Below are 23,406 nucleotides of genomic sequence, written 5' to 3'. Positions count from 1 at the left end.
CTACACCTCTAATCAAGGAGGCTGGCCGCCAGCTATTTATCGCGAAAAAATGCTGTCAAAGGCAGCGCAGACAATGAGGGTTTCTGCATGAGTGTGTTTTCGAACTGCACTTTTCTTGACAACTCCATTTCGATTGATTGGATTGCGCCCAACTTTCAATCCACGCACTCGCATGGAGTGCGACCTAAGAGTTGATAAGTGAATTAATCTCGAAAGACTCCTTTCAATCCACGCACTCGCATGGAGTGCGACAGCCCACATATTTTGCTCTTGCGTAGCAAGCATTTGCAAACGCTTTAGTGCGGATCGATTTAAATGTACCATAAACCGAGGATATTTTCACCCCAAAATTTCCAAAAACCCTTATTTTATGCGGGGTGCGGATCTCCTAGGGATTTTATGTGAGCTTCCGATCCGCACCAGATTACAATGAAAATAGGCTTTCAATCGCCTCACATTTTCAGTTAGCGACTAAAAGCCTGATTCTCATTTAATCTTTTATTGACCACAACCCAAGTACTCATATGGAATACTGCCGTATGCTTGGGATGTTCCCACTATCGTCATTGTTTTATCTTCGCATCCGCGTAGGATGCGACCCCCAATTACGCTGGCGCAGCAGCTTTTAATGTCTTTCAATCCACGCATCCGCGTAGGATGCGCCTTTAGCCCGCTTGCTACCGATGCTATTCCACATCTTTCAATCCACGCATCCGCGTAGGATGCGACGCTCGAGCTTCCGATTGCTGTCATGGTTTACAGCGGTGCTTTCAATCCACGCATCCGCGTAGGATGCGACGCCTTTATGCAATTTACGTGTGCCTAATTTGGGATCTTTCAATCCACGCATCCGCGTAGGATGCGACCCATTTTCAATTCATGAATACACTCCACTGGACAAATTCTTTCAATCCACGCATCCGCGTAGGATGCGACGATACGGTCTTGTGAAGTTTCCCTAATTATTCTCTTTCAATCCACGCATCCGCGTAGGATGCGACCTGTGGTAGTGGATGTAGAACCAATTTCGTAATTCTTTCAATCCACGCATCCGCGTAGGATGCGACAGCCCACACATTTTGCCCTTAAGCAGCAAGCATTTGCAAACGCTTTAGTGCGGATCGATTTAAATGTACCATAAATCGTGGCAATTTTCACCCTAAAATTGCCGAAAACCCTTATTTTATGCGAGGTGTGGATCTCCTAGGGATTTTATGTGCGCTTCCGATCCGCACCTGCATGAAAAATCTTCATCCAAAGATGACATCTAGCTGACCGTAACCAAAGGTTGTATTTCTCCCGATATGCAGTTTTCGAGCAGCTTTTAGCCAAGGAGTAAATGCAGAGAGCTCTCCTTCAAACGTCATCACGCCTAGCAGACCGCTCATATCCATCTTTTCTTCCCTGCGATTCGAATAGCGATGAATTTGAGTTACATATACGTCTAAAGTACGTTCAATTACATTTGCCGATTGATCCATTAATGAGGGAATGCTACTGGAATCGCAATAGCCCCCGTAGCGCTCAGTCAGCATTTCTATTCTTTTCGTGGTGTTACGAATGATCGTTGAAAAGTCCAGCTTCAACAGCATCTCCCCGCCTCTTCTTATCCTTAGAGGCGTAAGCAACTGTATCGAACACCAAGAGCAGTCTTCTTGAACGGTTTCGCTGAGTACCACACTGGCGGCTGCACTGGTATAAAACTCGCCAGCCTGCCAAATTGGCACATAACGCTCACCATGCAACACATTGATTAATTTAAATGGCTTTCGATTCGCACCCATCCCAAACTGTTTAACACTAGCAAGCGCCTCAACAACATCTTTCACATAGCTAGTTGCCGTTCCTAAAAGGATCAGTTGAAAGCTCAGGACATCTCCGGGCTTGTAGACTGGACGATATCTAGGCGGCTCTATAATATACGGATTTACAATATCCTGTTTCGCCCCGCCAAATTTGCGATTTTCAAATAGAAAGGAATATGCCTTACTGTTTGAGGTTAATGCCCACCCTACTACTCCGTGAAGGGTAGAGCCAAGATAGGCGGGCAGGTGAGTTGTCTCACAACATTCCAACTGAATTAGTAATGGCAAATATTCAAATTTAAACGGAGCAGAGTTTGAGTTCATTTCAGGTTATCCTCCAATATGATCTTTCAATCCACGCATCCGCGTAGGATGCGACATGCTGCGACAATTTGAGCGTCGAGATTGGCACTAACTTTCAATCCACGCATCCGCGTAGGATGCGACTACATCCTTTGTTTTTCAACTGGGTACAGTCGTTCACGCTTTCAATCCACGCATCCGCGTAGGATGCGACACGATTGGTTTCAAACCGATGACATCGAATCTATACTTTCAATCCACGCATCCGCGTAGGATGCGACAGCCCACACATTTCGCCCTTACACAGCAAGCATTTGCAAACGCTTTAGTGCGGATCGGTTTAAATCTACCATAAAACGAAGCAATTTTCACCCTAAAATCGCCGAAAGCCCTTATTTTATGCATGGTGCGGATCCCTCAGGAATTTTATGTGAGCTTCCGATCCGCACCATTTTTAATAACATCCTTTTAAACCACACCTGCTGTTAACTCGGGACAGCTTAATCATTCAATGTAATCTGAACAAGTCCATATGGAAGTGAATTTTCTCGATCAACATAAATTGCGCTTTTTTCCGCACTTTGTTCAAATACTTCTGCCCCAAATACTCTCGATAGCATTAGTCCCTTAAACCCACCAAGTAGTAGAAGACAGCTTTTACCGTCCTTTTTTTTCGCTGCTTCTATCCATGTAGCCAAGTTTTTCTGTACATCAATCAACTCTTGTTTTGAATCTTCATTCAACTGAAGATTCAAAACAGAGTCTACGTGTCTATCGAACTGTTCTAGCTTCTTTACTGTATTTTCTTGTGCTTTTTCAAAAAGAGTCTCCAGACCGTTTTCAGCACAAAAAATCTCACCTTTGTGGGTGGACTTTGCTTTAAGCATTTCAACAGCTACGTTCGGGAAAAAAATGTCCAATTTTCCTTGCTTATTATTAGCGTCTGTCGCATGCTGCAGCTTGTACAAATGGTGTAGCTCCACAGTTTCCTGATCCACAAATACATCATCAACCATAAGCTTTATTTCATTTTGAGAAGAAGCTGAGCTAATAGCTCCTTTGATAGATGAACCGGGAATATAATATTGTGTGTCTTGAGCAAGATAGCTCGTATAAGAGCCATACTGATAAAATGGATAAATAATTTTTATTGATTCGGCTTCACTAGGTGAAGTTCCTCTGTACTTTTGTTGAACTTGCTCCGGTTTGAAATCACCTGTTGCCAAATAGTACGCCTGCTGCTCGCGTGGAGATAAAACAAGTTTGGAAATCGTTTTAAGTTGGTAGTTATATTTTTCCAATGTCGCCACTCAGTTCACTCCCGTTAAAATCTATTCAATGGCAGCATAAAAGCTTTTCCAAATACAATGTCTCTAGGTTGAAATGGAGACTGTATGGATCTTCCGGCAGTTCTCCAGCCTTTATCTGCTCTTATTATACTTCCCGCTTCAATGTAGCTAATAAATCTCCCATTTATCCCTTTATCCCAGCCTTCAGCCAAATAATAGGGCCTGCGTTCAGACGTATATAGCTGCAATGTAGAATGTTCATAGTCAATTTGTTGCGGAAGCAGCATGCCAAGATTTAAAAAGACAATTGTTTCATCTGCAATAAAATTTGGTAGTAGTTCAACCTCTTTAATAATATACGTATTTAAGCCTTGAGACGCCCGCGCCCCCAAGAAAAATAACTGATTATGCTTACGAGCTGACTCCAACACCGCAATCAGTTCATCATGTTCTGCTCCATCATCCACGGCTAGATAAAAGCTAAACTCATTGATACTCATTCGCTCGCATCGATCTGCTCCTGCTTCAGTTATATTTATTTCAGGCACTGAATATACATTAGGCGGCAAGCCAGGCAAATTGTAGCGTCCGGCATCAAGAGCAGCATGAATTTGCTGTGATGATTCAACAAATACATAGGGGTAACTATCAAGTACGTTTTCAGGATTTGCCAGCATTTTATATAAATCCTCTTGCACTATAAAATTACGTTTTTTAATTTCCTTATAAATCTTCTTACCAGGCAAATTGCTTTCACGCTTCTTCTCACTTTTCTCTTCCGACGCTAACTTGTCCAATAAAAATTGACGAGGACAAGGCAAATACCCTTCCGGCAACAAATTAGAAACAGCGAAACATATTTCCTCTTTCAATATGTTAGAGACCAACCTGCTTGCATGTTCCGGTGAATACTGTTCAGAATATTTATAAATAAGTGCGCCAAATATTTTTTGAGAATCAGGAAGCTGAGTTGCACGACCAGTCAATGACATTTTAATTTTGTACGTTTTTACCATAGCTGGTTCACTCCTGTATCCCTTCAACTTTGATTCTACCGTACCCGCGACTTCCCGAATTGCCTAAACGATAAATACCTGAATTAAACTGCTCAATAGCGGTTATAACGAAATCTTTAATTTGAGTTATTGGCAAATTAAGTTGATCCATTTGGTAAAACAATATATTTCCTTCAAATGACACGCCAGGTCTAACAACTTTGTATGTTCTTGGGTTAGCAGTAACCGTAGGTGCAGTACTTTGATCGTTGTCTGGATGAATACTATTTTTAGAATCTATTGAAAAATAGCTTTCAATTGACGGAGGCATTAAAGCTGGAATATCCGCTAATTGAAGGTCGTTGAAAAGCAACTTAGGCGAATGATTAAAACCTTCAATTCCAAATAAACACTCTGCTGATACACGAGCAAGCTCTTTCTCAAAACGTTCCTTCATGCTGTTTCTTCGAGTTTTGAAATCTTCGTTATCACTTATATTCATCTCTTGCAGGCGTCTGAGGTTTTGCTCTTTTACCCTCTCCAAATATCCCTTGAAAGCTTCTTTAATTTCCTCACTGCCTGGTAATTCCTCTTGTCTCACAATCGTTCGCGACATACCTTTTATGCTTGAGGATGGAATATACGGTTTTCCTACATGATCGGTAACTGTATATAAATCGACTCCACCAATTTCAAAGGTTGTAGGAGAACCACCAATGAATAAATTAGACAATGTTGTAACTCTTATTGCTATTTTTTGTTGTTCCATTGTTTTACTCCCTTCTGTCCATTTCTTTTGTAAGAGTTGTTTCCTTTGGGTTTATTTCTATTTTTATCGTTGTTCTTGTTGTTCTGGCTCCCTCTACTCTTCGGGTATAAAATCTTATACTGTATAGATAGCTCTTTAAGCTGATAAAAAATAAGCAATGAATCCAAATAATCATCAAAATGATCGCTATGCCACAGCCTAGATTTCTCCATAACACGCTTAAACTTTGGCTTATCGAAATACAATCGCGGTGGCGCTTTGCTTTCCTGTTCATTTAGCTGCTCTAATTCAACTATTTCCTCTTTGCTTTGGAAATTAAGTGCTGCTATCATCTCAGCAAATTTATCAATGCTTATTGCCTTGCTCCTATAAAGCCTTTTAATTCTATGCAACATTGAACTTGAAAGATTTAATGTACGATAAACTTTTACATCATCTTTATTACTTGTTCCCTTTTTAGCAGGCTGTGTGCTATTAGGGTTGCGATAAGATTGTTCTTCTACAAACAATGCTCGTAGGTCTTTCGCTTCACTAAAGCTGATACCTGATCCACTAGTAGCTAAAAATTTCAACAAGCATTGTTCATACAAAAAACGCAGTGGATTATTAAATAACGTGCCACGAAGTCTTGATTTATGGTCCTTCGAAAAATCAGTTCTACTTTGTTTACTTAATTGGCTTGAACCATTCGGGCTAAAGCGAGGATCAGAAAAAACGAGCAGCAATCTTACGTAACTCTCTAAACGTTTCTGTTGCTCAGTTTGAATCAAAATTTTCTTGTTATAGCCTAATTCACCATTTTTCTTTTTATAAAATTCTTTTACAAAAAGCTGACTTACCAGAACTCCAAGTAATATCAACTCATTTTCTCGATCTTGTTGTGTTGAATTAGCTACACAATGTGGTAACAGATGATAGAAAATAACGTTACTATACTTAATCGGATTATTTTTTATCTTTTCATCAGTAATCTTCTCAAGAAAGCCATATAGAAAATGATGGGCAGTAAAACCTGAATGCATCATTTCCTTTAATCGTGTTACATCGCCAATAAAATGATTCCAGCTTGGCAAGTTAATCTTAGATCTTTCATTAGCACTTTTTATTACATCCTTGTCCGAATCATAAAGAACAAAACCATTAATACAAATTTTCATGCACGAATCTGATTTCTGCTGATTCTCCTTCAGCAATGCTGGAGCTGCTTTTGCGATATCTAGTTGCTGCTGTACGCGCTCGTTATAATACCGAATCGGCTCACGATTAAACGTAAACTCCACCCCAATACTCAAGGTTAGCATCCGTATCAATTGTCCGTTTATTTCATTTAACTTTTTAATCTGATTATTTATATCCTCTAATATCCTCTTACATAATTTCACTCCATCAATTAAATAAGCAACAGGAACAGCAAAGAAAATATCATCACCAGCAATGTAAAGCGGATATAATTTGAAATGAGAATTCTTCTCTCTGATCTCTTCAGCCTTCTTCCATAAAAAATCAAGACAAACCATATCTGAAAGAATTCGGCTTACCTTTTGGTAGGTGCTGTATTCCTTAATTCCGGATAATAAGTCTCCCATGCCATCTAAATCAGCTTTAATAATCGCAATGCGAAAGTGGTTAGCATTATCTGCTTCATTGTCGGAAAACAATGCATTAATGTTCTCCGTAAACGTAGGTTTATATTGGTTACCCGTATTTTTACCTGGTAGAGCCTTCTGCTTACTTTGTTTTGAATCAGGAAATTGAAATAACAACGTTTGATTTCTTGCGATTATGTTATTTAGACATTTGGCTTGTTTAAGATACTTCTTGCTTTTAGCTATTGCTTCCAACTTGTCTTGACCACTTTCCATTTCTTGCTCAAAACAAACGTATTTCAATAGCAACTGACCTTTAAACTTTAAATAGTATTTAGCAAACAATTCATCTAGCTTCTGCTCAACCTCTGATTGCTGAAGTGTGGTAGAAAATACACACATGCCAGAGCATTGCAGTAGTGTCTCTTTAATTTCCTGTGCAGCAAATGCCCCTGTTTCAACTGCTTTCGTATTTATCTCAAGTCCAATATCCTGATATAACTGTCTGGAAATAAAATTGGATGATTGTATAATATCCTGAAGCGTCCCGCTATTCGATTGGTGCTCTTGAATATGCGCTTGCAGTACCTCAAACAAAAAGGTTTGTACCTTCTCTATCGTAACTGCGACAATTTGTTGAGCCATTAGTCATTCTCCCCTTCTGGTCCATTAAACATAGCAACATATGCACGATGTGGGAAAAGTATTGGATTGTTAATAAGCATAAGTAACTGATTAAATTGAAAGTTAAAAGAAAGAAGCGAATGCGAAATTGGCTGATCGGTAGATTTATTATCAGTAATCATATACTTACTTAGTGTAATGTCCTGCAATTTCTCCCGCCATGCTTTTGATCGTGACAATTCTTCCTCACTTTTACATACCTTTTCATACTCTAGATTGTGAAAGTTCAGGCTATCAAACCATTCCAGTAAAGTTTGATCTTTATATTCAATTTTAATAGTACTTTTAACTTCATTATCTAGATTAATTTGATCAGCCAAGATCACAAAGTCAAAATCCTTTTGTACTTCATCAATCACCTGATTCTTTAGCGCACATAATATTCTAATCGGCCTTGTTGACTGTTGTGTGGCGACCGCTTCAAATGAAACTGAAGCAGCCAATCTTGTAATTGATTCTTTCGCTGTTTGTAGATTTTGGATACTTTCTTGCCAGCCGGATATTCGCTCAGCATTAATGCTCTGACTTTTACATTCTATTACAACTGCAACAGCTTCAATCGGTATGAATTTCAATCTACCATATCTGAATATGTATGGCGTATAGGTCTCATCCAGTATGGCAAGATCCACTTCATGTGATACATTCCCTGTAGAGTCTATAATAAATACTGATTGCTCTATTACAAATTTTTTGGGAATGATTACTTCAAATAATTGCCGCCAAATATCCTCCCGAGCTGATCCTACAGTTCCCCCATGAAGATCATGTTTCATGAATAGTTGCTCAACAATAGACCTCTCAAGTTGAGAGTAATTGTGCTTAATATTTTTTATCAGCTTAATATTTTTATCGGAATCCTTAATATTGTTAGCCATTTAGAAGCCTCCAAGCAAATGATAATATATGACAAAGTTCACTTAATACTCAGAATATTCTACTTTTAGTTCGGTCTAATTATACCACGATATTACAATATTTTACTATTAGAAATTAGGAAAAATGACTGAAACAGGAGAACTGAACCAACCATAGATAGTTCACAGTCTTCAGATCGTGGCAATGAACAGGTTAAGCTGGATCAAGAAGATGGCACGATAATAGAAAGCGAGGAGCGGAGCGTAGGCACTAGCTACGTGAGCACCGAAGCTTTCGGTAGCGTGACATATTCGCCGCCGACTATGCTACAAAGCAAAGCATCGTCATCAAAGTCGGACATTTTGAACATCCTCGAGAATAATATGGATCGGCGCACCTTGTTCTATTTCGGCAAGCTGTTTCTGGAATCCATCAAGTCAGGCGACAAATTTCAGAATTTAAAACGAACCATTACCATCAATCTGATGAACCTTAATTTTCTACCTCTTGAACCGTTTCATAGTACTTTTCATCTGTATGAGGACTATAGGCGCGACTATATGCTGACGGATTTGATTGAACTGCATTTTATTGAATTTCCAAAGTTTCGTGCGATGCAGCATAATTTGCATGATCCACTACATCGTTGGTTATTATTTATGGAAGAAAATCTTACTGAAGAACAGTTAGAGGAGTTGATTCAGATGGACCCAATGATAAAAAAACCGAGGAGCGGCTGGAATGAGTCAAGAAAGCATTTCCGCTTTAACCAAGTTGCCGCTTAAAGATATACAACGTCTTGCCGATGAGCTGTAATATCACACTCACATCGGAATTCATTTTTATTAGAAAAACCGCCTTCTCCTTCCTGTAAAAACTTCACGTGAGCTCCCGCTCAGTACTGCGCCCGCCAAATGCCGACTGAAACGGGAGCACTGAACCAACCAGTTGCTGTACGTATTCGTTTTGCGCACTGTGAATATGATTGCAATCGAGCTCTTCGATTATTACGCCGCCGCGTAAAAAGGCGAGGTGATCGCATAGATAGGTCACGGCCTGCAGGTCGTGGGCAATGAACAGGTAGGTTAAGCTATATTCCGCTTGAAGCTCCTTTAGCAACGTTAAAATTTGAGATTGTACAGACACGTCTAACGAGCTGATCGCTTCATCTAGTATGAGATAGCGCGGGCGAGTCGTTAAGGCGCGGGCAATGCAAATACGCTGCAGCTGTCCGCCACTCAGCTCATGCGGATGCTTGTGCAAATAGCCCCTCGGCAATTGAATCCGTTCCATCAGCTCAGCTATTATTGCTGCATGCTGCTTGCGCCCGCCTTCGCTTTGGCACAGCATGTTTAGCGGTTCCGAAATAATTTGCTCGATCGTCCAGTTCGGGTTTACGGATGTCCGGTAGTCCTGGAACACTACGCTCATTTTCCCTTTGTTTTGTTTAACCCACTTGTTATGAGGCATACCATCTATTAAAATGGTTCCGCCGTCATATCGCTCCAAGCCTAACAATATCCGAGATAGTGTGCTTTTTCCGCTGCCGCTTTCACCAACGATGCCTAAGCATTCTCCATGTCTCAAATGGAAGCTGACATCCGTCAGTACATGCTGTTTCGCAGAGCCAAACATTGTCCCAGTTGTTTTGTAGCTTTTTTTAAGGTGCTCTACTGTAATCATGCTCCTGCTCGCCTCCATTTTGCAAAGAATTCGTATAACTATTGGACAACTGCAGCCGGGTTTCGACTAAATATTGAGTGTACGGATGCTTAGGCTCGTTAAAAACGGCAGCGGCTGCTCCATCCTCCACGATTTCCCCGTCCTTCATCACAATGACATTGTCAGCTAGACGCTGAACAACGCCCAAATCATGAGAAATGAGGATGAGGGTTGTGCCAGACAGCTCCTTCAAATACTGGAACTGCTTTACGACCTCCAACTGATTAATTGAATCAAGCGCGGTAGTCGGTTCATCTGCAATGATGATGCTAGGCTGCAATACGAGCGCAATCGCAATCATGCAGCGTTGCAGCATGCCGCCAGACAGCTCATGCGGATAGCTTTTATATACCTTTCGCGGATCAGCAAAGTTCATTTTTTTCAAGCCTGCCAGGCTCATTTGCTCCGCTTCCTTCTTAGATGCTTTAAGCAACTGCATAAAGGTTTGCCGCATCTGAAGGCCTATCTTTTCTATCGGGTTAAACGCGGTCATCGCATCCTGCAAAATCATACTGATTTTTTTGCCTCTGACCGATTTTCTAAGCTTTTCATTCTCATCCAAAAGATTGCGCCCTTCGAAAATGATCTCTCCTGCAGATTGAATCCAGCGCGGATTAACGCCGAGAATTTCGCGGACTGTAATCGACTTTCCACTGCCGCTTTCTCCGACAATGCCCAAGCAAGCATGCTCTTGCACTGAAAACGAAGCATTTTTTACGATCACTCTGCCTGTTTTGATGTCAACGATATTAAGATTTTTCACTTTCAATATTGACATTTAACCTTTTCCTTCCTGTACCGAAGCGCAATAGCTTCTTTTGCTGCTTTACATTGATCATATAAGCTTGAGGGTTCATAGCATTTTGCAAGCTGTCCCCCAGAAAGTTAAGCGCGATGACGACTAGCAATGTAATCGTGCCGGCAGGGATCATTTGCCATGGGTTGGTGAACAGTACATTTTTCGCTTCATTCAGCATCATCCCCCACTCTGGCGTAGGAGGCTGAACACCAAGTCCTAAAAAGGACAAGGAAGAAATGCTTAAGATGACCCAGCCCATTTCCAGCGTAGAATGCGTCGTAACTTCTCCCGCAATGCCAGATGCAATATGCTTTCTCATAATATAGAAGGGAGAGCCTTGATTGACTTGAGCAAACTTCACATAGTTTTTGGAGCGGTACTGCTGCACGCTGCTGTAGATCATCCGCGTATACCATGCCCATTTGGATAAAATATTGGCAATGACGATGTTCAGTATGCCTGGTCCAAGGATGCCTACAATAGCTAGAATCATAACTTCTGAGGGAAAGCTCAGCATCGCATCACAGAAGCGGAGAATCGCTTCTCTTACCTTTCCATTTGAATAGCCCGCCAGCATGCCGAATATGACGCCGAACAAGATCGTCACGCCCATCGCAAGAAAGGCATAAAAGAAGGTCGTGCGAATGCCGAACAAAACACGTGATAGCAAGCATCTTCCTAAATGGTCAGTACCTAATGGATATTCCAAGCTCGGAGTTGCCAGCTTCACCGCAACATTGACCAAGGTTGGATCATGTGGAGCAAGCAGAGGGGCAAAGATACCTGCAAGCGTAAGCAAGCCAAGAAACATCAGACAAGCTATGCCCAGCTTATCCTGCTGTAAACGTCTGAAGAAACTCATTTTGCTTCCCTCCGTAATCTTGGGTCGATCATGACAACCACGATATCCACTAATAGATTGCAAATAATAAACAAGACGGCCATCAACACAATGTACGCTTGAATAACCGGGTAATCGGAATTGAAAATAGCTTTGACGCATAAACGGCCAATTCCAGGCCAGGCAAAAATATTTTCCACAATGACTGTTCCGGCAATGAGTCGTGGAATGGACATGCCAAATGCGGTTAGTGATGACTGAATAGAGTTCGTAAATATGTTCCAGGTTATGGTCCGTTCGTTCAGTCCGCGTACTTTGGCATATAGAATAAAGTTTTCATGTTTATTTTGAATCATGTTGTTGCGAATCAGCCTTACGTACGTAGACAAAAAGGTCATCGACAACGTTACAGCAGGCAAAATAATTGACTGCGGGCTGTTCATGCCGCTTGTTGGCAGCAGCCCCAAATATACAGCAAAAAACCACATGAGCAGTAAGCCTATCCAAAAGCTTGGCATCGCCGACAGAAAAAATATAAAGCCTCGCAGCAGCCGATCCTGCCAGCGATTTTCAAAAATGCTGCACAAAATCCCGATCGAAATGCTGAAAAACACGATAATCGCTAATGTTGCTCCCGCCAGCTGAAGCGTTGGAGGAATCGCCAGCTGCAATTCCTCCAATACCGGCTTCTTATTGACATAGCTGTAGCCGAGTTCCCCTTGCAAACTATTTACAATCCAGTTTTTATAGCGAACAAGAAATGGCTCATCCAGACCAAGCTCTTCACGCATGCTTTGCACCATCTCTTCGGTTGGTGTAATTTGATTGACGCGCAGTGCAATTTCTGCCGGATCACTTGTTCTTAAATTAATTAAGATGAAAGCTAAAAATGTAACGAATAGTAAAAGCGGAATCGTGCTTAGTATCCGTTTGGTCAGGTACTGTCTCATGGTCGGCTCACTCTCTAATTACTCGAAATACATATTTTCAAATGGAATTTCATATTGCGATACGTTAAAGCCAACACCTTTCAGACGCTCGGAGTAAATGGCCTTCACGACCGAATAAGTGAGTGGCAAGTACACCGCTTCTTCATGCACATAGGTAAAAATTTGCTTATATTTTTCCGCTCGCGCCGCTTCATCCTGCTCCACTAAAACCTCGCCGATCGTTTGATCGAGCCATTCTTTCTTCTCTAAGCCAGCTTGCGCTTGATAATCTCCATGAGAAGGAACGCGCCAGGTTGAGACATACGTTTGTGGATCATAAGGCAGTCCCCACGACAAGGAATATTGCAGGTCAAAATCTCCGGACTTCTGGCGATCAAAGTAAGCCTGCTTTTCTTCGCCTAATATAGTAAGCTCGACACCAATCGCTTTAAGATCGCTTTGCATCGACTCGCCAATCGTTTTTTCCTGAGCATTGTCGGAATTATAGGAAAGCATCAGGCTTAGCTTCTTGCCGTCCTTATAGCGATAGCCATCATCAGCTTTTACCCAGCCAGCTTGATCGAGTAGCTCTTCTGCTTTTTGCGCATCATACGAACGAATTTCCAAATCAATATTGGCGTATGGTGTTGACTTCGACATTAATGTATCTGCAATTTGCTCCGTATCATTCAAAATCCCTGACGCAATCGTCTGCTTATTTATCGCATATTGCAGCGCTTCGCGCACCAGCCTGTCTTTAGTGAACTCACGATTGCTGTTCAGCAGGATAGAGCGTGAGCCAGATGGCGGACTAACCTCTGTAATATATTGGCCTTGCTCCTGCAAAGCGGTGAACGCATTCGCATCGAGCATATCGCCATCTGCTCCAAAAATGAGATCGACCTCCCCATTTTGCAAGCCTAACAAAATCGTTTGATGGTCGGGCATTACTTGCCAATGAATGTTTTTAATGCTAGGCTTGTCGCCCCAATACGATTCATTTGCTGTAAATAAAGCATATTGATTGTCTTTATGCTCAGCTAATGTGTACGGTCCTGTGCCGGCGTAGCCACTGACACCATTTGCGGTCGTGCCATCGATAAAGTTTTGCGGAGAAATCATGCGAAACGGTCTAGTCAGCCCCAATTCCTCAAGCGTAGGATAGTATGGATTTTTTAAAGTCAGTGCAAAGGTATACTCGTCGATCACTTCTGTTTGATCAATGACCTGCACCAAATTAAGCCAGGCATTCTTCTCGTAATTGGAGACAACGGCGTCAATATTTTGCTTAACAGCGTCAGCATTGAAAGGCGCACCGTCACTGAATACAACATCTTCTCTTAAATGAAAGGTGTAGGTCAAGCCATCCTCTGAAATGTCCCAGCTTTTAGCCAGCTTAGGCTGTACGCCCTCCGGCGTATTGACAACAAGCGACTCAAACACCATGTTTTGCGCGGCCAATTCACCACTTGTCAAATGCGGATTAATGTCGCGAATATCTTTCGTGCTGGCAAAAACCAATTCGTCCTTTCCAGCTGATGAATTGCTGTCGGACGCTCGCTGCCCGCATCCCGTTAAAATCAAAAGTAAAGCAATAAGTCCTATTAAAATCTTAGTTTTCATAATTTCCTCCCAAGCAAATGATCATTAGTCAATATGACGATTAATAAAGCAAACGCTCGACCTTTCTCATATATAATGAGGTGTATAGACTGCGCATCAAATGAAACACGACAAAGGCCAGCCACAATCCATGATTGTCCCACTGCAAAACCGCAAACCAATTTACGCAAATATATATGAGCAGCGACATGAAAATTCCGTTGCGGATTGCCCACACCTGCGTTGCCCCTGAAAAAATCCCTTCCAGCTGCAAGCCCCATGCCCCGGCCAAACAGTATAGAACAATCCAGAATAGGTAGTCATTGGCGACCTGCTGAATCTCGGCATTGGCGCTAAATAGAGCGATCAGTCGATCTGAAAAGCAGATAAGCAAAACTGCAAGCAAAAGGGCAAAAACAGCTCCCCAGACAGCAGATAACGTAATGGCGCACCGATACCGATGAAGGCTTCTTTCTCCAACCGCCTCGCCGGCAATAATACTGGAGGCATTTGCTAAGCCGCTGAACAGATAAGCGAGCAAATAATGAAGCTGCAGCAATATGGCGTTTCCCGCCAGCATCGTTTCGCTCATGCGCGCCCCCTGCGCCGTAAACAAGCTCGTCATCGCCAGCAAGCAAATCGTTCGCAGAAACAAATCACGATTAACTGCGACCATTTTTTTCAAATGCTTGAGCTGCAGCAAGCCGCGAAGCTGAAAATCCGAAACTGAAATCTTTTTGCTGTACCACATTATCGCCAAGCCAATCAGCACGCCGCCTACCTCTGAGATCAGTGTGGCAGCAGCGATACCGGCTACACCCCAATCGAGCTGTAAAGCAAACAGTATGCTAAGTAGCATATTAAGCACATTTACGAGCAGTTGGGAAAGCAAAGTGAATTTGACCATTGACATTCCCATTAGCCAGCCCGTTATAACATAGTTCATAAGCGCAAAAGGCGCGCCCCATATCCGGATCTCAAAGTAAATCGCTGCTTGCTCAATTACAGTTTGACTGCCACCGATAAAATGGAGCGAAGCGAGCAAAATCGGCTGCTGAGCTGCGATAAACAACAGGCCAATCAGCAGCGCAATCATCATTGGCCTGAAGCAAGCATTCGCAAGCTCATGATCTTGCTGTGCGCCTGCCGCTTGCGCGGTAAAACCAGTCGTGCTTACCCTTAGAAAACCAAACAGCCAGTAAAGAATATTGAAAATAAGACTGCCTACAGCAATTCCTCCAATATAAGCAGGATGCTCCAACCGACCTGCAACCGCAGTATCGACTGCACCCAGCAGCGGCACCGAAATGCCGGATAAAATAAGAGGAATAGCGAGCTTTATATACTGTCGATGCGTCATGGCTGCTTCCTTTCTAATTACTAGACACAATCAAATTACGTAATGATTACGATTAAATTACGATAAAAAAAAGAGCGTCCGCTCCTTTTATCGTTCAATATGTATCAGCTTCACAACATATATTCGTAACGTTTACGAATAATAATATAAATCATTCCTAGTTGGATTGTCAATCCTTTTATGCTCGTTGTATAAAAAATGACACCTGACTCTTCCGCCAACTACAAGAGTGAGATGGCAACGAGAGTAGGTGTCTATTGGGATGTGCTTGTGTCTTTTAATCTACGCATCCGAATGGGATGCGACCCAGCACAAACGGTGAGAGAGCGCGCCGCAAAATGCACTTTCAATCCACGCATCCGCGTAGGATGCGACGTCAGCATCTGCAGCATAAATGCACGATCATTCGGCTTTCAATCCACGCATCCGCGTAGGATGCGACTTCCAAGTCAGGCAACTTAGTCTGGTTGTCGATCTTTCAATCCACGCATCCACGTAGGATGCGACTCTGCTTTTGAAATTAGCGGCATCCCGTCTAACCCCTTTCAATCCACGCATCCGCGTAGGATGCGACTCGCATTACGGGACAAGCTATACTTATACCAACTTCCCTTTCAATCCACGCATCCGCGTAGGATGCGACATTGACCGGGTTCTCGTAGCGCACGATGTCGTTCAGCTTTCAATCCACGCATCCGCGTAGGATGCGACAATTGCGCACGACGACGGTTCGTATTCGATAAACCTTTCAATCCACGCATCCGCGTAGGATGCGACGCCCGCACATTTTGCCCTTATGCTGCAAGGCTTTGCAAACGCTTTAGTGCGAACCAGTTTAACTATACCATATTTCAGAGACATTTTCACCTTAAAATTACCGAAAACCCTTATTTTATGCGGGGTGCGAACCTCCTAAGGATTTTATGTGCGCTTGGGGTTCGCACCACTAGAAAATAAGAGGCCCTTCTAAATCTAACGATGGCTTGGCTCCAATATACTCTACTTTGGTTTTGTAGTTACTGCCCAATCGATAAAATCGCAAGCTGTCTTTTTCTTTATCAATTATCTGGGTTAACTTCTATTATCTTGCTTCCAATAATGGTCATCGCTACTTTCAATCCACGCACTCGCATGGAGTGCGACTATAATATGTTCGAGTGCCGCGGCCTAACGGAGTATTGGGCCTTTCAATCCACGCACTCGCATGGAGTGCGACACTTGCTTTTCGACAATTGAGCTGCCACCGCCTGCAGCTTTCAATCCACGCATCCGCGTAGGATGCGACGCCAGCAGTATTCCAATCGCTACCTAATGCTGTTCTTTCAATCCACGCATCCGCGTAGGATGCGACCCTTGCGTACCCCGTCTTGAACGATGGAACCAGTTGGAGCTTTCAATCCACGCATCCGCGTAGGATGCGACCCGTTCTTCTCATCTTCCTTCTTGTTTAAAGCTTCAACTTTCTATCCACGCATCCGCGTAGATGCGACTCTTCTACATTCTTAAATCGCAATGCCGCTTTAATGCTTTCAATCCACGCATCCGCGTAGGATGCGACAGAGGATCTACAAAAGCTAAAGTGCCGATAGGAGCTTTCAATCCACGCATCCGCGTAGGATGCGACCCAGAAGTGGAGCAAGTACCTGACGCCGAGGTGCAAGCTTTCAATTCACGCATCCGCGTAGGATGCGACCAAAATATCAGTAAATGGACTTTCACTACCCATAGCTTTCAATCCACGCATCCGCGTAGGATGCGACTTTCGATTGGAGTGAACATTTGTGGCAACTGAAGCTCTTTCAATCCACGCATCCGCGTAGGATGCGACTTGGGGATTTGACATCGAACCCGACATTAGCCTACTTTCAATCCACGCATCCGCGTAGGATGCGACACTGGCCGACTTTGACCGCCAATGGTTCACCGATCTTTCAATCCACGCATCCGCGTAGGATGCGACAGCCCGCACATTTTGCCCTTACACAGCAAGCATTTGCAAACGCTTTAGTGCGGATCGGTATAACTATACCATATTTCAAGTCCATTTTCACCCTGAAATTGCCGAAAACCCTTATTTTACGCGAGGTGCGGATCTCCCAGGGATTTTATGTGAGCTTACGGTCCGCACCAGTCTGCACAGCAAAAAGGCTTTCAGCCGCCATTGTGGTTAGCGACCGAAAGCCTTTTTCTTAATTGCTTATTCTTATTTAATCAACTGCATAAACTCAGCTCTTAAAGCCGCGTCTTCCTTGTATATGCCTCTCGTTGCAGTTGTAATTGTTTTGCTGCCTGGCTTTTTCACACCGCGTGCGCACATGCAGAGATGCTCGCCTTCTACGACGACGATAACGCCTTGTGGGGAAAGCTCTTCTTCCAGTACATTTGCGATTTGTGACGTAATGCGCTCCTGTACCTGCAAACGGCGGGAAACGGCTTCTACTAGTCGAGCTAGCTTGCTTAAGCCTACAATTTTTCCACTTGGCAAATAGCCAATATGCACTTTGCCGAAAAATGGAGCCATATGATGCTCGCATTGGCTGTAGTACACTATATCTTTAACGATGACCAGCTCTTCGTGATTTTCATCAAATACAACACCAAGCACTTCACGCGGGTCAACAGAGTAGCCAGCGAAAATTTCTTCGTACATTCGTGTAACGCGCGCCGGTGTCTCGATCAAGCCTTCACGTTCAACATCTTCGCCAATTAGCTTCAAAATTTCCTTGATATGTGATTCGATTTGCTCTCGGTTGCCGGAAACTAGGGAATTGACGTAATCCTTCTTACCCGCCATTCTTTCGTACACTCCCTTCTAAACACTTCATACTGCTAATGAAGCGTATCTCGCAAGCGTCAATGCTTGCCCATTTATCTATTATTTGCGAGAAGACTTTTGATTTCTCATCATTTGCTGCGCTTTTTGCATTTGCTTGTTGTTCAAATTAAGTCCCATGGATTTCGCCATGCGCTGCATTGTTTCTGGATTCATGCTCTCAAGCTGCTTGCGCATCGCTTCCGGGTTGTTTTGCATATTTTCAATCTGCTTTCGCAGGTAGAACACTCCGATGACAAATCCACCAATCAATCCAACCACTAGTGTTACAATTGGAATTACAATGTTATACCACTCCATCGTTTCACCTTAACCTTTCGATTCAATGTTAGCTTTGACATCCCTGTATAATATCATGAACCTGGCTATTAGGCAATCATAAAAATGCAGATTTCATGCGTCATGCAAAGGATTTTATGCTTGAAAAAGCCCTTTGCTTCACGATAAGCTTTTTTGTTGGGATGACCTGTGTAACTGGCAATGAGTGCAGCCATGTCTGTGCTCATTTTCCTTCCTTGCCAGATGCTTCGTCCAATGCCTGCTCAATATACGCGATCGCTTCCTCGTCTTTCTCTCGCTCCAGCGCTCCATGCAATGCTTGAACGGCTTCCTCTGTGCCGATTCTGCCGAGCGCCCAGGCAGCGGTAGCGCGCAGCACCTCGCGTGGATCATCATGCAGTACCTTAATTAATGCGGGCACTGCAGACTCATCCTTGAAATTGCCGAGCGCGATAACTGCATTGCGTTGAATCGGCTTTTTGCCGCGCCAAGAGCCCGACATATGGCCATATTGCGCCTTAAATTCCTTATTGCTTAGCGAAAGCAGCGGAATGAGCAACGGCTTGACCAATTCCGGGTCCGGACGCATATCCTCATGATGGGTCCAGTTTTTTCCGCGATTGATCGGGCATACAATTTGGCAGGTATCGCAACCATATAGACGATTGCCGATTTTGCGCATATGGTGATCGCTTAGCGTTGTTTTCGTCTGCGATAGAAATGATACGCATTGCTGCGCGTTCAGCTCACCTGGACCGACAAGCGCACCTGTTGGACATGCATCCAGACATTTGGTGCACTCTCCGCACTGCTCCGTGATCGGCTCATCGGGTGGCAAGGGCAAATTCGTAATCATTTCACCCAAATATATCCACGTGCCAAGCTCAGGATTGATAATAAAGCTGTTTTTCGCACTAAAGCCAATGCCTGCTCGCTCGGCAACAGCTCGATCAGACAGCTCGCCCGTATCGACCATGCTTTCAGCTCGCAAATCAGGCACTCGCTCACGCAGCCATTCCTCCAGCTTGCTCATCCGATCCCGCAGCACAACATGATAGTCGGTTCCCCATGAAGCGCGAGAGAAAATCCCTCTGCGTGCGCCCTCCGTTGATTTAGGCGGATTTTCCAGCTTGGAGGAGTAGGCAACAGCAATCGCAATAATCGATTGGGGCCTGTCGAACAGCAAAGAAGGGTCTGTTCTTCGATCCAGATCATCCGTCGGCTCGAAGCCCGACTCTCTGCCCAGCTCTCGATGGCGAATCAAACGCTCCTTTAACGTGACAAAAGGATCGGGAGATGCAACACCGATGGCATCGATCCCCAAATCCTTAGCTGCTTGCTTCATATCCTGTTTTAGCTTTTGCCATTGATCCATCATTTACAATCCTTTAATAGCTGCACGAGCCAACTCATCGCAACGGTTGTTAAACTCGTTGTCGCTATGTCCTTTTACTTTCACATAATTAACCTGATGCTTCTTCATCAGATCCCAAAGCTGCTTCCACAAATCCTGATTCTCAACCGGCTCCTTTTTGCTGTTCACCCAGCCATTTCGCAGCCAGCCATAAATCCAGCCCTTTTGAAAACAGTTTACAACATAAGCAGAGTCGCTATACACTGTAACGCGGCAAGGCTCCTTTAAAATTTCCAGCGCCTTGATGACCGCCATAATTTCCATACGATTATTAGTCGTTGCATGCTCTCCGCCACTCAGCTCCTTGCGGTGCTTGCCATAGAACAGAATCGCCCCATAGCCGCCAGGGCCCGGATTTCCCGAGCATGCTCCGTCAGTATAGATCATGACTTCCTTCACAAGCAAGCCCCCATTTAAAACCACTCAAATTTGGATAGCGGCCATATGACGCCATCGATTCTTCCCAAAATCTCATCCTCTTCAATTGGCCCGAAGCTGCGGCTGTCATTGCTCATCATCAGCTTGCGGTTGTCACCCATTACGAAATACTGCCCTTCCGGCACAACCAAATCCGTCATGTCATTGCCTTCAATAACCGAATTAGTATACGGCTCATCCACAAGCTGATCGTTGCGATACAACGCTCCATCCCTGATGACAATATGGTCGCCGCCAACACCAACCACTCGTTTAACAAAGTATTTATTATCTGGTTCCTCATCACGACGAGGATTGTTAAGTACGACAATATCTCCAACCTTTGGAGAGCCTAGCAGGTATACAATTTTATTGGAAAATAGCCATTCTTTATCCTGCAGTGTTGGCTCCATCGATTTCCCGCTAACAATCGCCGGCGAGAACAAAAAGGTTTGTACTAAAAATACAATGACAAACGATATGGCGATTGTTTTAATCCAATCCCATAATTCTGATAGCATAGTTTCTACTCCTCCTTAAACAGCTCCACCCATTTGTTGTAATAATATTTGACAGGCTGATCATGAAAAGGAGGTTCTCCTTGATGGATGCGATCCAAAAGCTCATGCAGGCCTGCCTGTACCTTCTCCTCCACGATATGAGAATAATGATAGCGATGCTTATGCTGCTCATATTCATCCTCATCCACGACAACACATCGACCATCAAGCGTAAGCAGCACATCCAAATCATAATCGATATACGTCACCGTACCATCAGTAAAATAGGGCGGCGATGCGATATTACAATAATAACGCACACCGCTCTCCTCAAGCAAAGCTACGACATTATACCAGCAGCCTGGAATAAAAAATGAAACAGCTGGAACCCGACTTGTCCACTGCTTGCCATCTGCTTCGACAATTGGAGTCTGCTGGTTGACAATGACGATCATTCCTTCTTGCTGGTGGGGCTCTAGCAGTTCGGCATGCGGAACTAACCAATTTTGCTGCCAGACACGATGTACATGTCCATCATGCTTAAAGCTTTTGATCACGCATTGCTTAAATTGCTTCATTCTGCATGCCTCCCTTCGGTTTTCCTTCTATTATAACCTATGAAGTTAGGCGCTGTCTCATTTTGCAAACAATTGCTAATTTGCGGGGAATGTTTAGGTTGTTAGGCAAGCGGGTAGATGCGGATGGCGTAACGGACGTCAGAGCAAAAAAGCTGCAGCGAGATCATCACCATTGCATGATCCAGCTCCAGCTATTAACGGCTATGAGACAATCTGTATCGTTGCGTTTCGAGATAAACGGTCCCGTTTTGAGGTAGATTTGATCGCTATTTACATGCCATTGCGGTAAAAATAAGGTCCGCAGTCCGCTTCGTGCGTCTGGACATACGTCCAAGTAAAAGCAGTATCAAAAATATAAATGTCTTGTTGCCTGTCAAAATCGCTTGCTGTCACTTTCAGCGCATTGCTGAACTTAAACAGCTCAGATCGATTTTGGTACATGACATACAGCTCATGCTTATCCGTTATTGCATCAAATGCTGCTCTTGCCTCCTCATTCTCCAGGCAAGGCTTGATCTTGTAGCTGTAAATATGCCAGCGAAATTGGTCGTAGTAGATTCTCCGCATCGTTTCTACTGTAACATCATGCGCAAAATATAAATCCCACTTGCTTTTAATATGATCAGCCTCATAATACAGTGGCGTTATCACAACACCTTTGCTTGTTAAATTGCTGCGGTATTGATGGTTAGAGTAGATGTGCCGCACAACAGCATATACCTGCTCCAGATCAGTTTCTGGCAGTTGATCAAGGAGTTCGTTAATTTTGTCTCTCATTTTTTGGACCTCTGATTGGTGGTAATTTCACTCCGTGCAAGTGCGTGGAGTGTGACGGGCGTTTACCGCTGAGGCAGGAAGACCGACGTACTTTTGATCCATGCGGGCGCATGGAGTGCGACTTTGCGCCGAGCGCCTTTAATAACATGCGGATATCCACGCATCCGCGTAGAATGCGACAAAAGTCAATCCTGTCACACGCAAATATGAAATTGATCTTTCAATCCACGCATCCGCGTAGGATGCGACATGAGCTAAAACAACTGGCTTTTATGGCTCATGACTTTCAATCCACGCATCCGCGTAGGATGCGACGTTAACAACAACTGCTTGGGCGAGGGCGCGAGATAGCCTTTCAATCCACGCATCCGCGTAGGATGCGACCAAGGATATCGTAGGACTCGTCGGTAACAGACGTGTCTTTCAATCCACGCATCCGCGTAGGATGCGACGTTTTTCTGTTTAAATTTGAATCAAGCAGAAAAAACTTTCAATCCACGCATCCGCGTAGGATGCGACTGCATAATGGCTGGAAGCGATATAACTCTTTATCGCTTTCAATCCACGCATCCGCGTAGGATGCGACAGCCCGCACATTTCGCCCTTGCGCAGCAAGCATTTGCAAGCGCCTTAGTGCGGATCGGGTTAAATGTAACATATTTTAGAGACAATTTCATCTCAAAATTGGAAAAAATCCTTATTTTACGCGTGGTGCGGATCTCCCGGGGATTTTATGTTAGCTTGCGATCCGCACCAGCCTGCACAGCAAACAGGCTCTCAACCACCATTTGATTAACGACCGAAAGTCTTCCATCTTTCTCTCTCGTATTAACTAGTTGGATCTATATCACGGGGATGCGACATCAGGGGCGCGGCAAGTTGTGAAGTAAAGTTCTGTATTCAATCCGCGCACTCACATGGAGTGCTACGCAAGGCTGTATGGAGTGCTACGATAAAAATGCAGTCGCAAAACCCCCTCATATGAAATAGAATGAAAGCTGACGAGGGAGTTGAGCACGAATGAAAAGATATGACAAAGCATTTAAAGAAGAAGCCGTAAGATTAA

Annotated in this window: 20 protein-coding genes, 1 pseudogene and 4 CRISPR repeat arrays; of the genes and pseudogenes, 1 reads left to right on the top strand and 20 read right to left on the bottom strand. The window is 43.7% G+C overall.

Going from position 1 to position 23,406, the window contains the following annotated elements:
* Positions 1-566: 566 nt before the first annotated feature.
* A CRISPR array of direct repeats spans positions 567-1,067; the repeat unit is 32 nt; unit sequence CTTTCAATCCACGCATCCGCGTAGGATGCGAC.
* 183 nt (positions 1,068-1,250) lie between these two features.
* From cas6 to KJS52_RS26850, 6 genes are all read right to left on the bottom strand, one after another.
* Complete coding sequence (gene cas6 / locus KJS52_RS26875; RefSeq protein WP_213520714.1) at positions 1,251-2,129, bottom strand: CRISPR system precrRNA processing endoribonuclease RAMP protein Cas6; 879 nt, start codon at positions 2,127-2,129, stop codon at positions 1,251-1,253.
* A 479-nt stretch (positions 2,130-2,608) separates the two neighbouring features.
* Positions 2,609-3,418 (bottom strand): hypothetical protein, encoded by an 810-nt coding sequence (locus KJS52_RS26870; RefSeq protein WP_213520712.1) that lies wholly within the window; start codon positions 3,416-3,418, stop codon positions 2,609-2,611.
* Between the two features lie 14 nt (positions 3,419-3,432).
* The gene (locus KJS52_RS26865) at positions 3,433-4,413 is read right to left on the bottom strand and encodes a hypothetical protein (protein WP_213520710.1); all 981 of its coding nucleotides are present in this window, start codon (positions 4,411-4,413) and stop codon (positions 3,433-3,435) included.
* Positions 4,414-4,420: 7 nt separating this feature from the next.
* Positions 4,421-5,161 (bottom strand): RAMP superfamily CRISPR-associated protein, encoded by a 741-nt coding sequence (locus KJS52_RS26860; RefSeq protein WP_213520707.1) that lies wholly within the window; start codon positions 5,159-5,161, stop codon positions 4,421-4,423.
* Positions 5,143-7,392: a Cas10/Cmr2 second palm domain-containing protein gene (locus tag KJS52_RS26855; RefSeq protein ID WP_213520706.1), complete on the bottom strand. Its 2,250-nt coding sequence runs from the start codon at positions 7,390-7,392 to the stop codon at positions 5,143-5,145. Before KJS52_RS26855 ends, KJS52_RS26860 begins: the two co-directional genes overlap by 19 nt.
* Entirely contained in the window at positions 7,392-8,309 is a 918-nt protein-coding gene (locus tag KJS52_RS26850; protein ID WP_246563963.1) for a DUF6602 domain-containing protein, read from the bottom strand. Before KJS52_RS26850 ends, KJS52_RS26855 begins: the two co-directional genes overlap by 1 nt.
* A gap of 258 nt (positions 8,310-8,567) precedes the next feature.
* On the opposite strand from KJS52_RS26850, the gene KJS52_RS26845 reads away from it, so the two are divergent.
* Positions 8,568-9,074 (top strand): Rpn family recombination-promoting nuclease/putative transposase, encoded by a 507-nt coding sequence (locus tag KJS52_RS26845; RefSeq protein WP_213520704.1) that lies wholly within the window; start codon positions 8,568-8,570, stop codon positions 9,072-9,074.
* Positions 9,075-9,168: 94 nt separating this feature from the next.
* On the opposite strand, the gene KJS52_RS26840 is transcribed toward KJS52_RS26845, so the two are convergent.
* From KJS52_RS26840 to KJS52_RS26775, 14 genes and pseudogenes are all read right to left on the bottom strand, one after another.
* Complete coding sequence (locus KJS52_RS26840) at positions 9,169-9,972, bottom strand: ABC transporter ATP-binding protein (protein WP_213520702.1); 804 nt, start codon at positions 9,970-9,972, stop codon at positions 9,169-9,171.
* The gene (locus tag KJS52_RS26835; protein WP_246563962.1) at positions 9,950-10,789 is read right to left on the bottom strand and encodes an ABC transporter ATP-binding protein; all 840 of its coding nucleotides are present in this window, start codon (positions 10,787-10,789) and stop codon (positions 9,950-9,952) included. Before KJS52_RS26835 ends, KJS52_RS26840 begins: the two co-directional genes overlap by 23 nt.
* A complete protein-coding gene (gene opp1C, locus KJS52_RS26830) occupies positions 10,761-11,672 on the bottom strand; it encodes a nickel/cobalt ABC transporter permease (RefSeq protein ID WP_213520700.1) in 912 nt (303 codons plus the stop codon). The genes KJS52_RS26835 and opp1C overlap by 29 nt, the downstream gene beginning before the upstream one ends.
* A complete protein-coding gene (opp1B, locus tag KJS52_RS26825) occupies positions 11,669-12,601 on the bottom strand; it encodes a nickel/cobalt ABC transporter permease (protein WP_213520698.1) in 933 nt (310 codons plus the stop codon). The genes opp1C and opp1B overlap by 4 nt, the downstream gene beginning before the upstream one ends.
* An 18-nt stretch (positions 12,602-12,619) precedes the next feature.
* Positions 12,620-14,203 (bottom strand): nickel ABC transporter substrate-binding protein, encoded by a 1,584-nt coding sequence (nikA, locus tag KJS52_RS26820; protein WP_213520696.1) that lies wholly within the window; start codon positions 14,201-14,203, stop codon positions 12,620-12,622.
* A 40-nt stretch (positions 14,204-14,243) separates the two neighbouring features.
* Positions 14,244-15,542 (bottom strand): MATE family efflux transporter, encoded by a 1,299-nt coding sequence (locus KJS52_RS26815; protein WP_213520694.1) that lies wholly within the window; start codon positions 15,540-15,542, stop codon positions 14,244-14,246.
* Positions 15,543-15,816: 274 nt separating this feature from the next.
* Positions 15,817-16,319: a CRISPR direct-repeat array (repeat unit 32 nt; unit sequence CTTTCAATCCACGCATCCGCGTAGGATGCGAC).
* Positions 16,320-16,488: 169 nt separating this feature from the next.
* Positions 16,489-16,620, bottom strand: a pseudogene (locus KJS52_RS26810) (CRISPR-associated endonuclease Cas2); the annotation flags it as partial.
* A 447-nt stretch (positions 16,621-17,067) separates the two neighbouring features.
* A CRISPR array of direct repeats spans positions 17,068-17,502; the repeat unit is 32 nt; unit sequence CTTTCAATCCACGCATCCGCGTAGGATGCGAC.
* Positions 17,503-17,745: 243 nt separating this feature from the next.
* Positions 17,746-18,336 carry a GTP cyclohydrolase I FolE gene (gene folE, locus KJS52_RS26805; RefSeq protein WP_213520692.1) on the bottom strand — a complete coding sequence of 197 codons (591 nt, stop codon included), beginning with the start codon at positions 18,334-18,336 and terminating at the stop codon, positions 17,746-17,748.
* An 81-nt stretch (positions 18,337-18,417) separates the two neighbouring features.
* Positions 18,418-18,675 carry a YneF family protein gene (locus tag KJS52_RS26800; protein WP_213520690.1) on the bottom strand — a complete coding sequence of 86 codons (258 nt, stop codon included), beginning with the start codon at positions 18,673-18,675 and terminating at the stop codon, positions 18,418-18,420.
* Between the two features lie 202 nt (positions 18,676-18,877).
* The gene (gene queG / locus KJS52_RS26795; RefSeq protein WP_246563960.1) at positions 18,878-20,029 is read right to left on the bottom strand and encodes a tRNA epoxyqueuosine(34) reductase QueG; all 1,152 of its coding nucleotides are present in this window, start codon (positions 20,027-20,029) and stop codon (positions 18,878-18,880) included.
* A 3-nt stretch (positions 20,030-20,032) separates the two neighbouring features.
* Entirely contained in the window at positions 20,033-20,467 is a 435-nt protein-coding gene (rnhA, locus tag KJS52_RS26790; protein ID WP_213520687.1) for a ribonuclease HI, read from the bottom strand.
* Between the two features lie 14 nt (positions 20,468-20,481).
* Positions 20,482-21,006, bottom strand: coding sequence for a signal peptidase I (gene lepB / locus KJS52_RS26785; protein ID WP_213520685.1), 525 nt, complete (start codon positions 21,004-21,006; stop codon positions 20,482-20,484).
* A gap of 5 nt (positions 21,007-21,011) precedes the next feature.
* On the bottom strand, positions 21,012-21,563 hold the full coding sequence (locus KJS52_RS26780; protein WP_213520683.1) for a DUF402 domain-containing protein: 552 nt from the start codon (positions 21,561-21,563) through the stop codon (positions 21,012-21,014).
* A 270-nt stretch (positions 21,564-21,833) separates the two neighbouring features.
* A complete protein-coding gene (locus KJS52_RS26775) occupies positions 21,834-22,340 on the bottom strand; it encodes a DUF4275 family protein (RefSeq protein WP_213520681.1) in 507 nt (168 codons plus the stop codon).
* 217 nt (positions 22,341-22,557) lie between these two features.
* A CRISPR array of direct repeats spans positions 22,558-22,926; the repeat unit is 32 nt; unit sequence CTTTCAATCCACGCATCCGCGTAGGATGCGAC.
* Between the last annotated feature and the right edge of the window lie 480 nt (positions 22,927-23,406).

The sequence above is a fragment of the Paenibacillus montaniterrae genome (assembly GCF_018403185.1).
Taxonomy (GTDB): domain Bacteria; phylum Bacillota; class Bacilli; order Paenibacillales; family Paenibacillaceae; genus Pristimantibacillus; species Pristimantibacillus montaniterrae.
The sequence above is the reverse complement of the archived record's forward strand: the minus strand, read 5'-3'. Positions and strand labels throughout refer to the sequence as shown.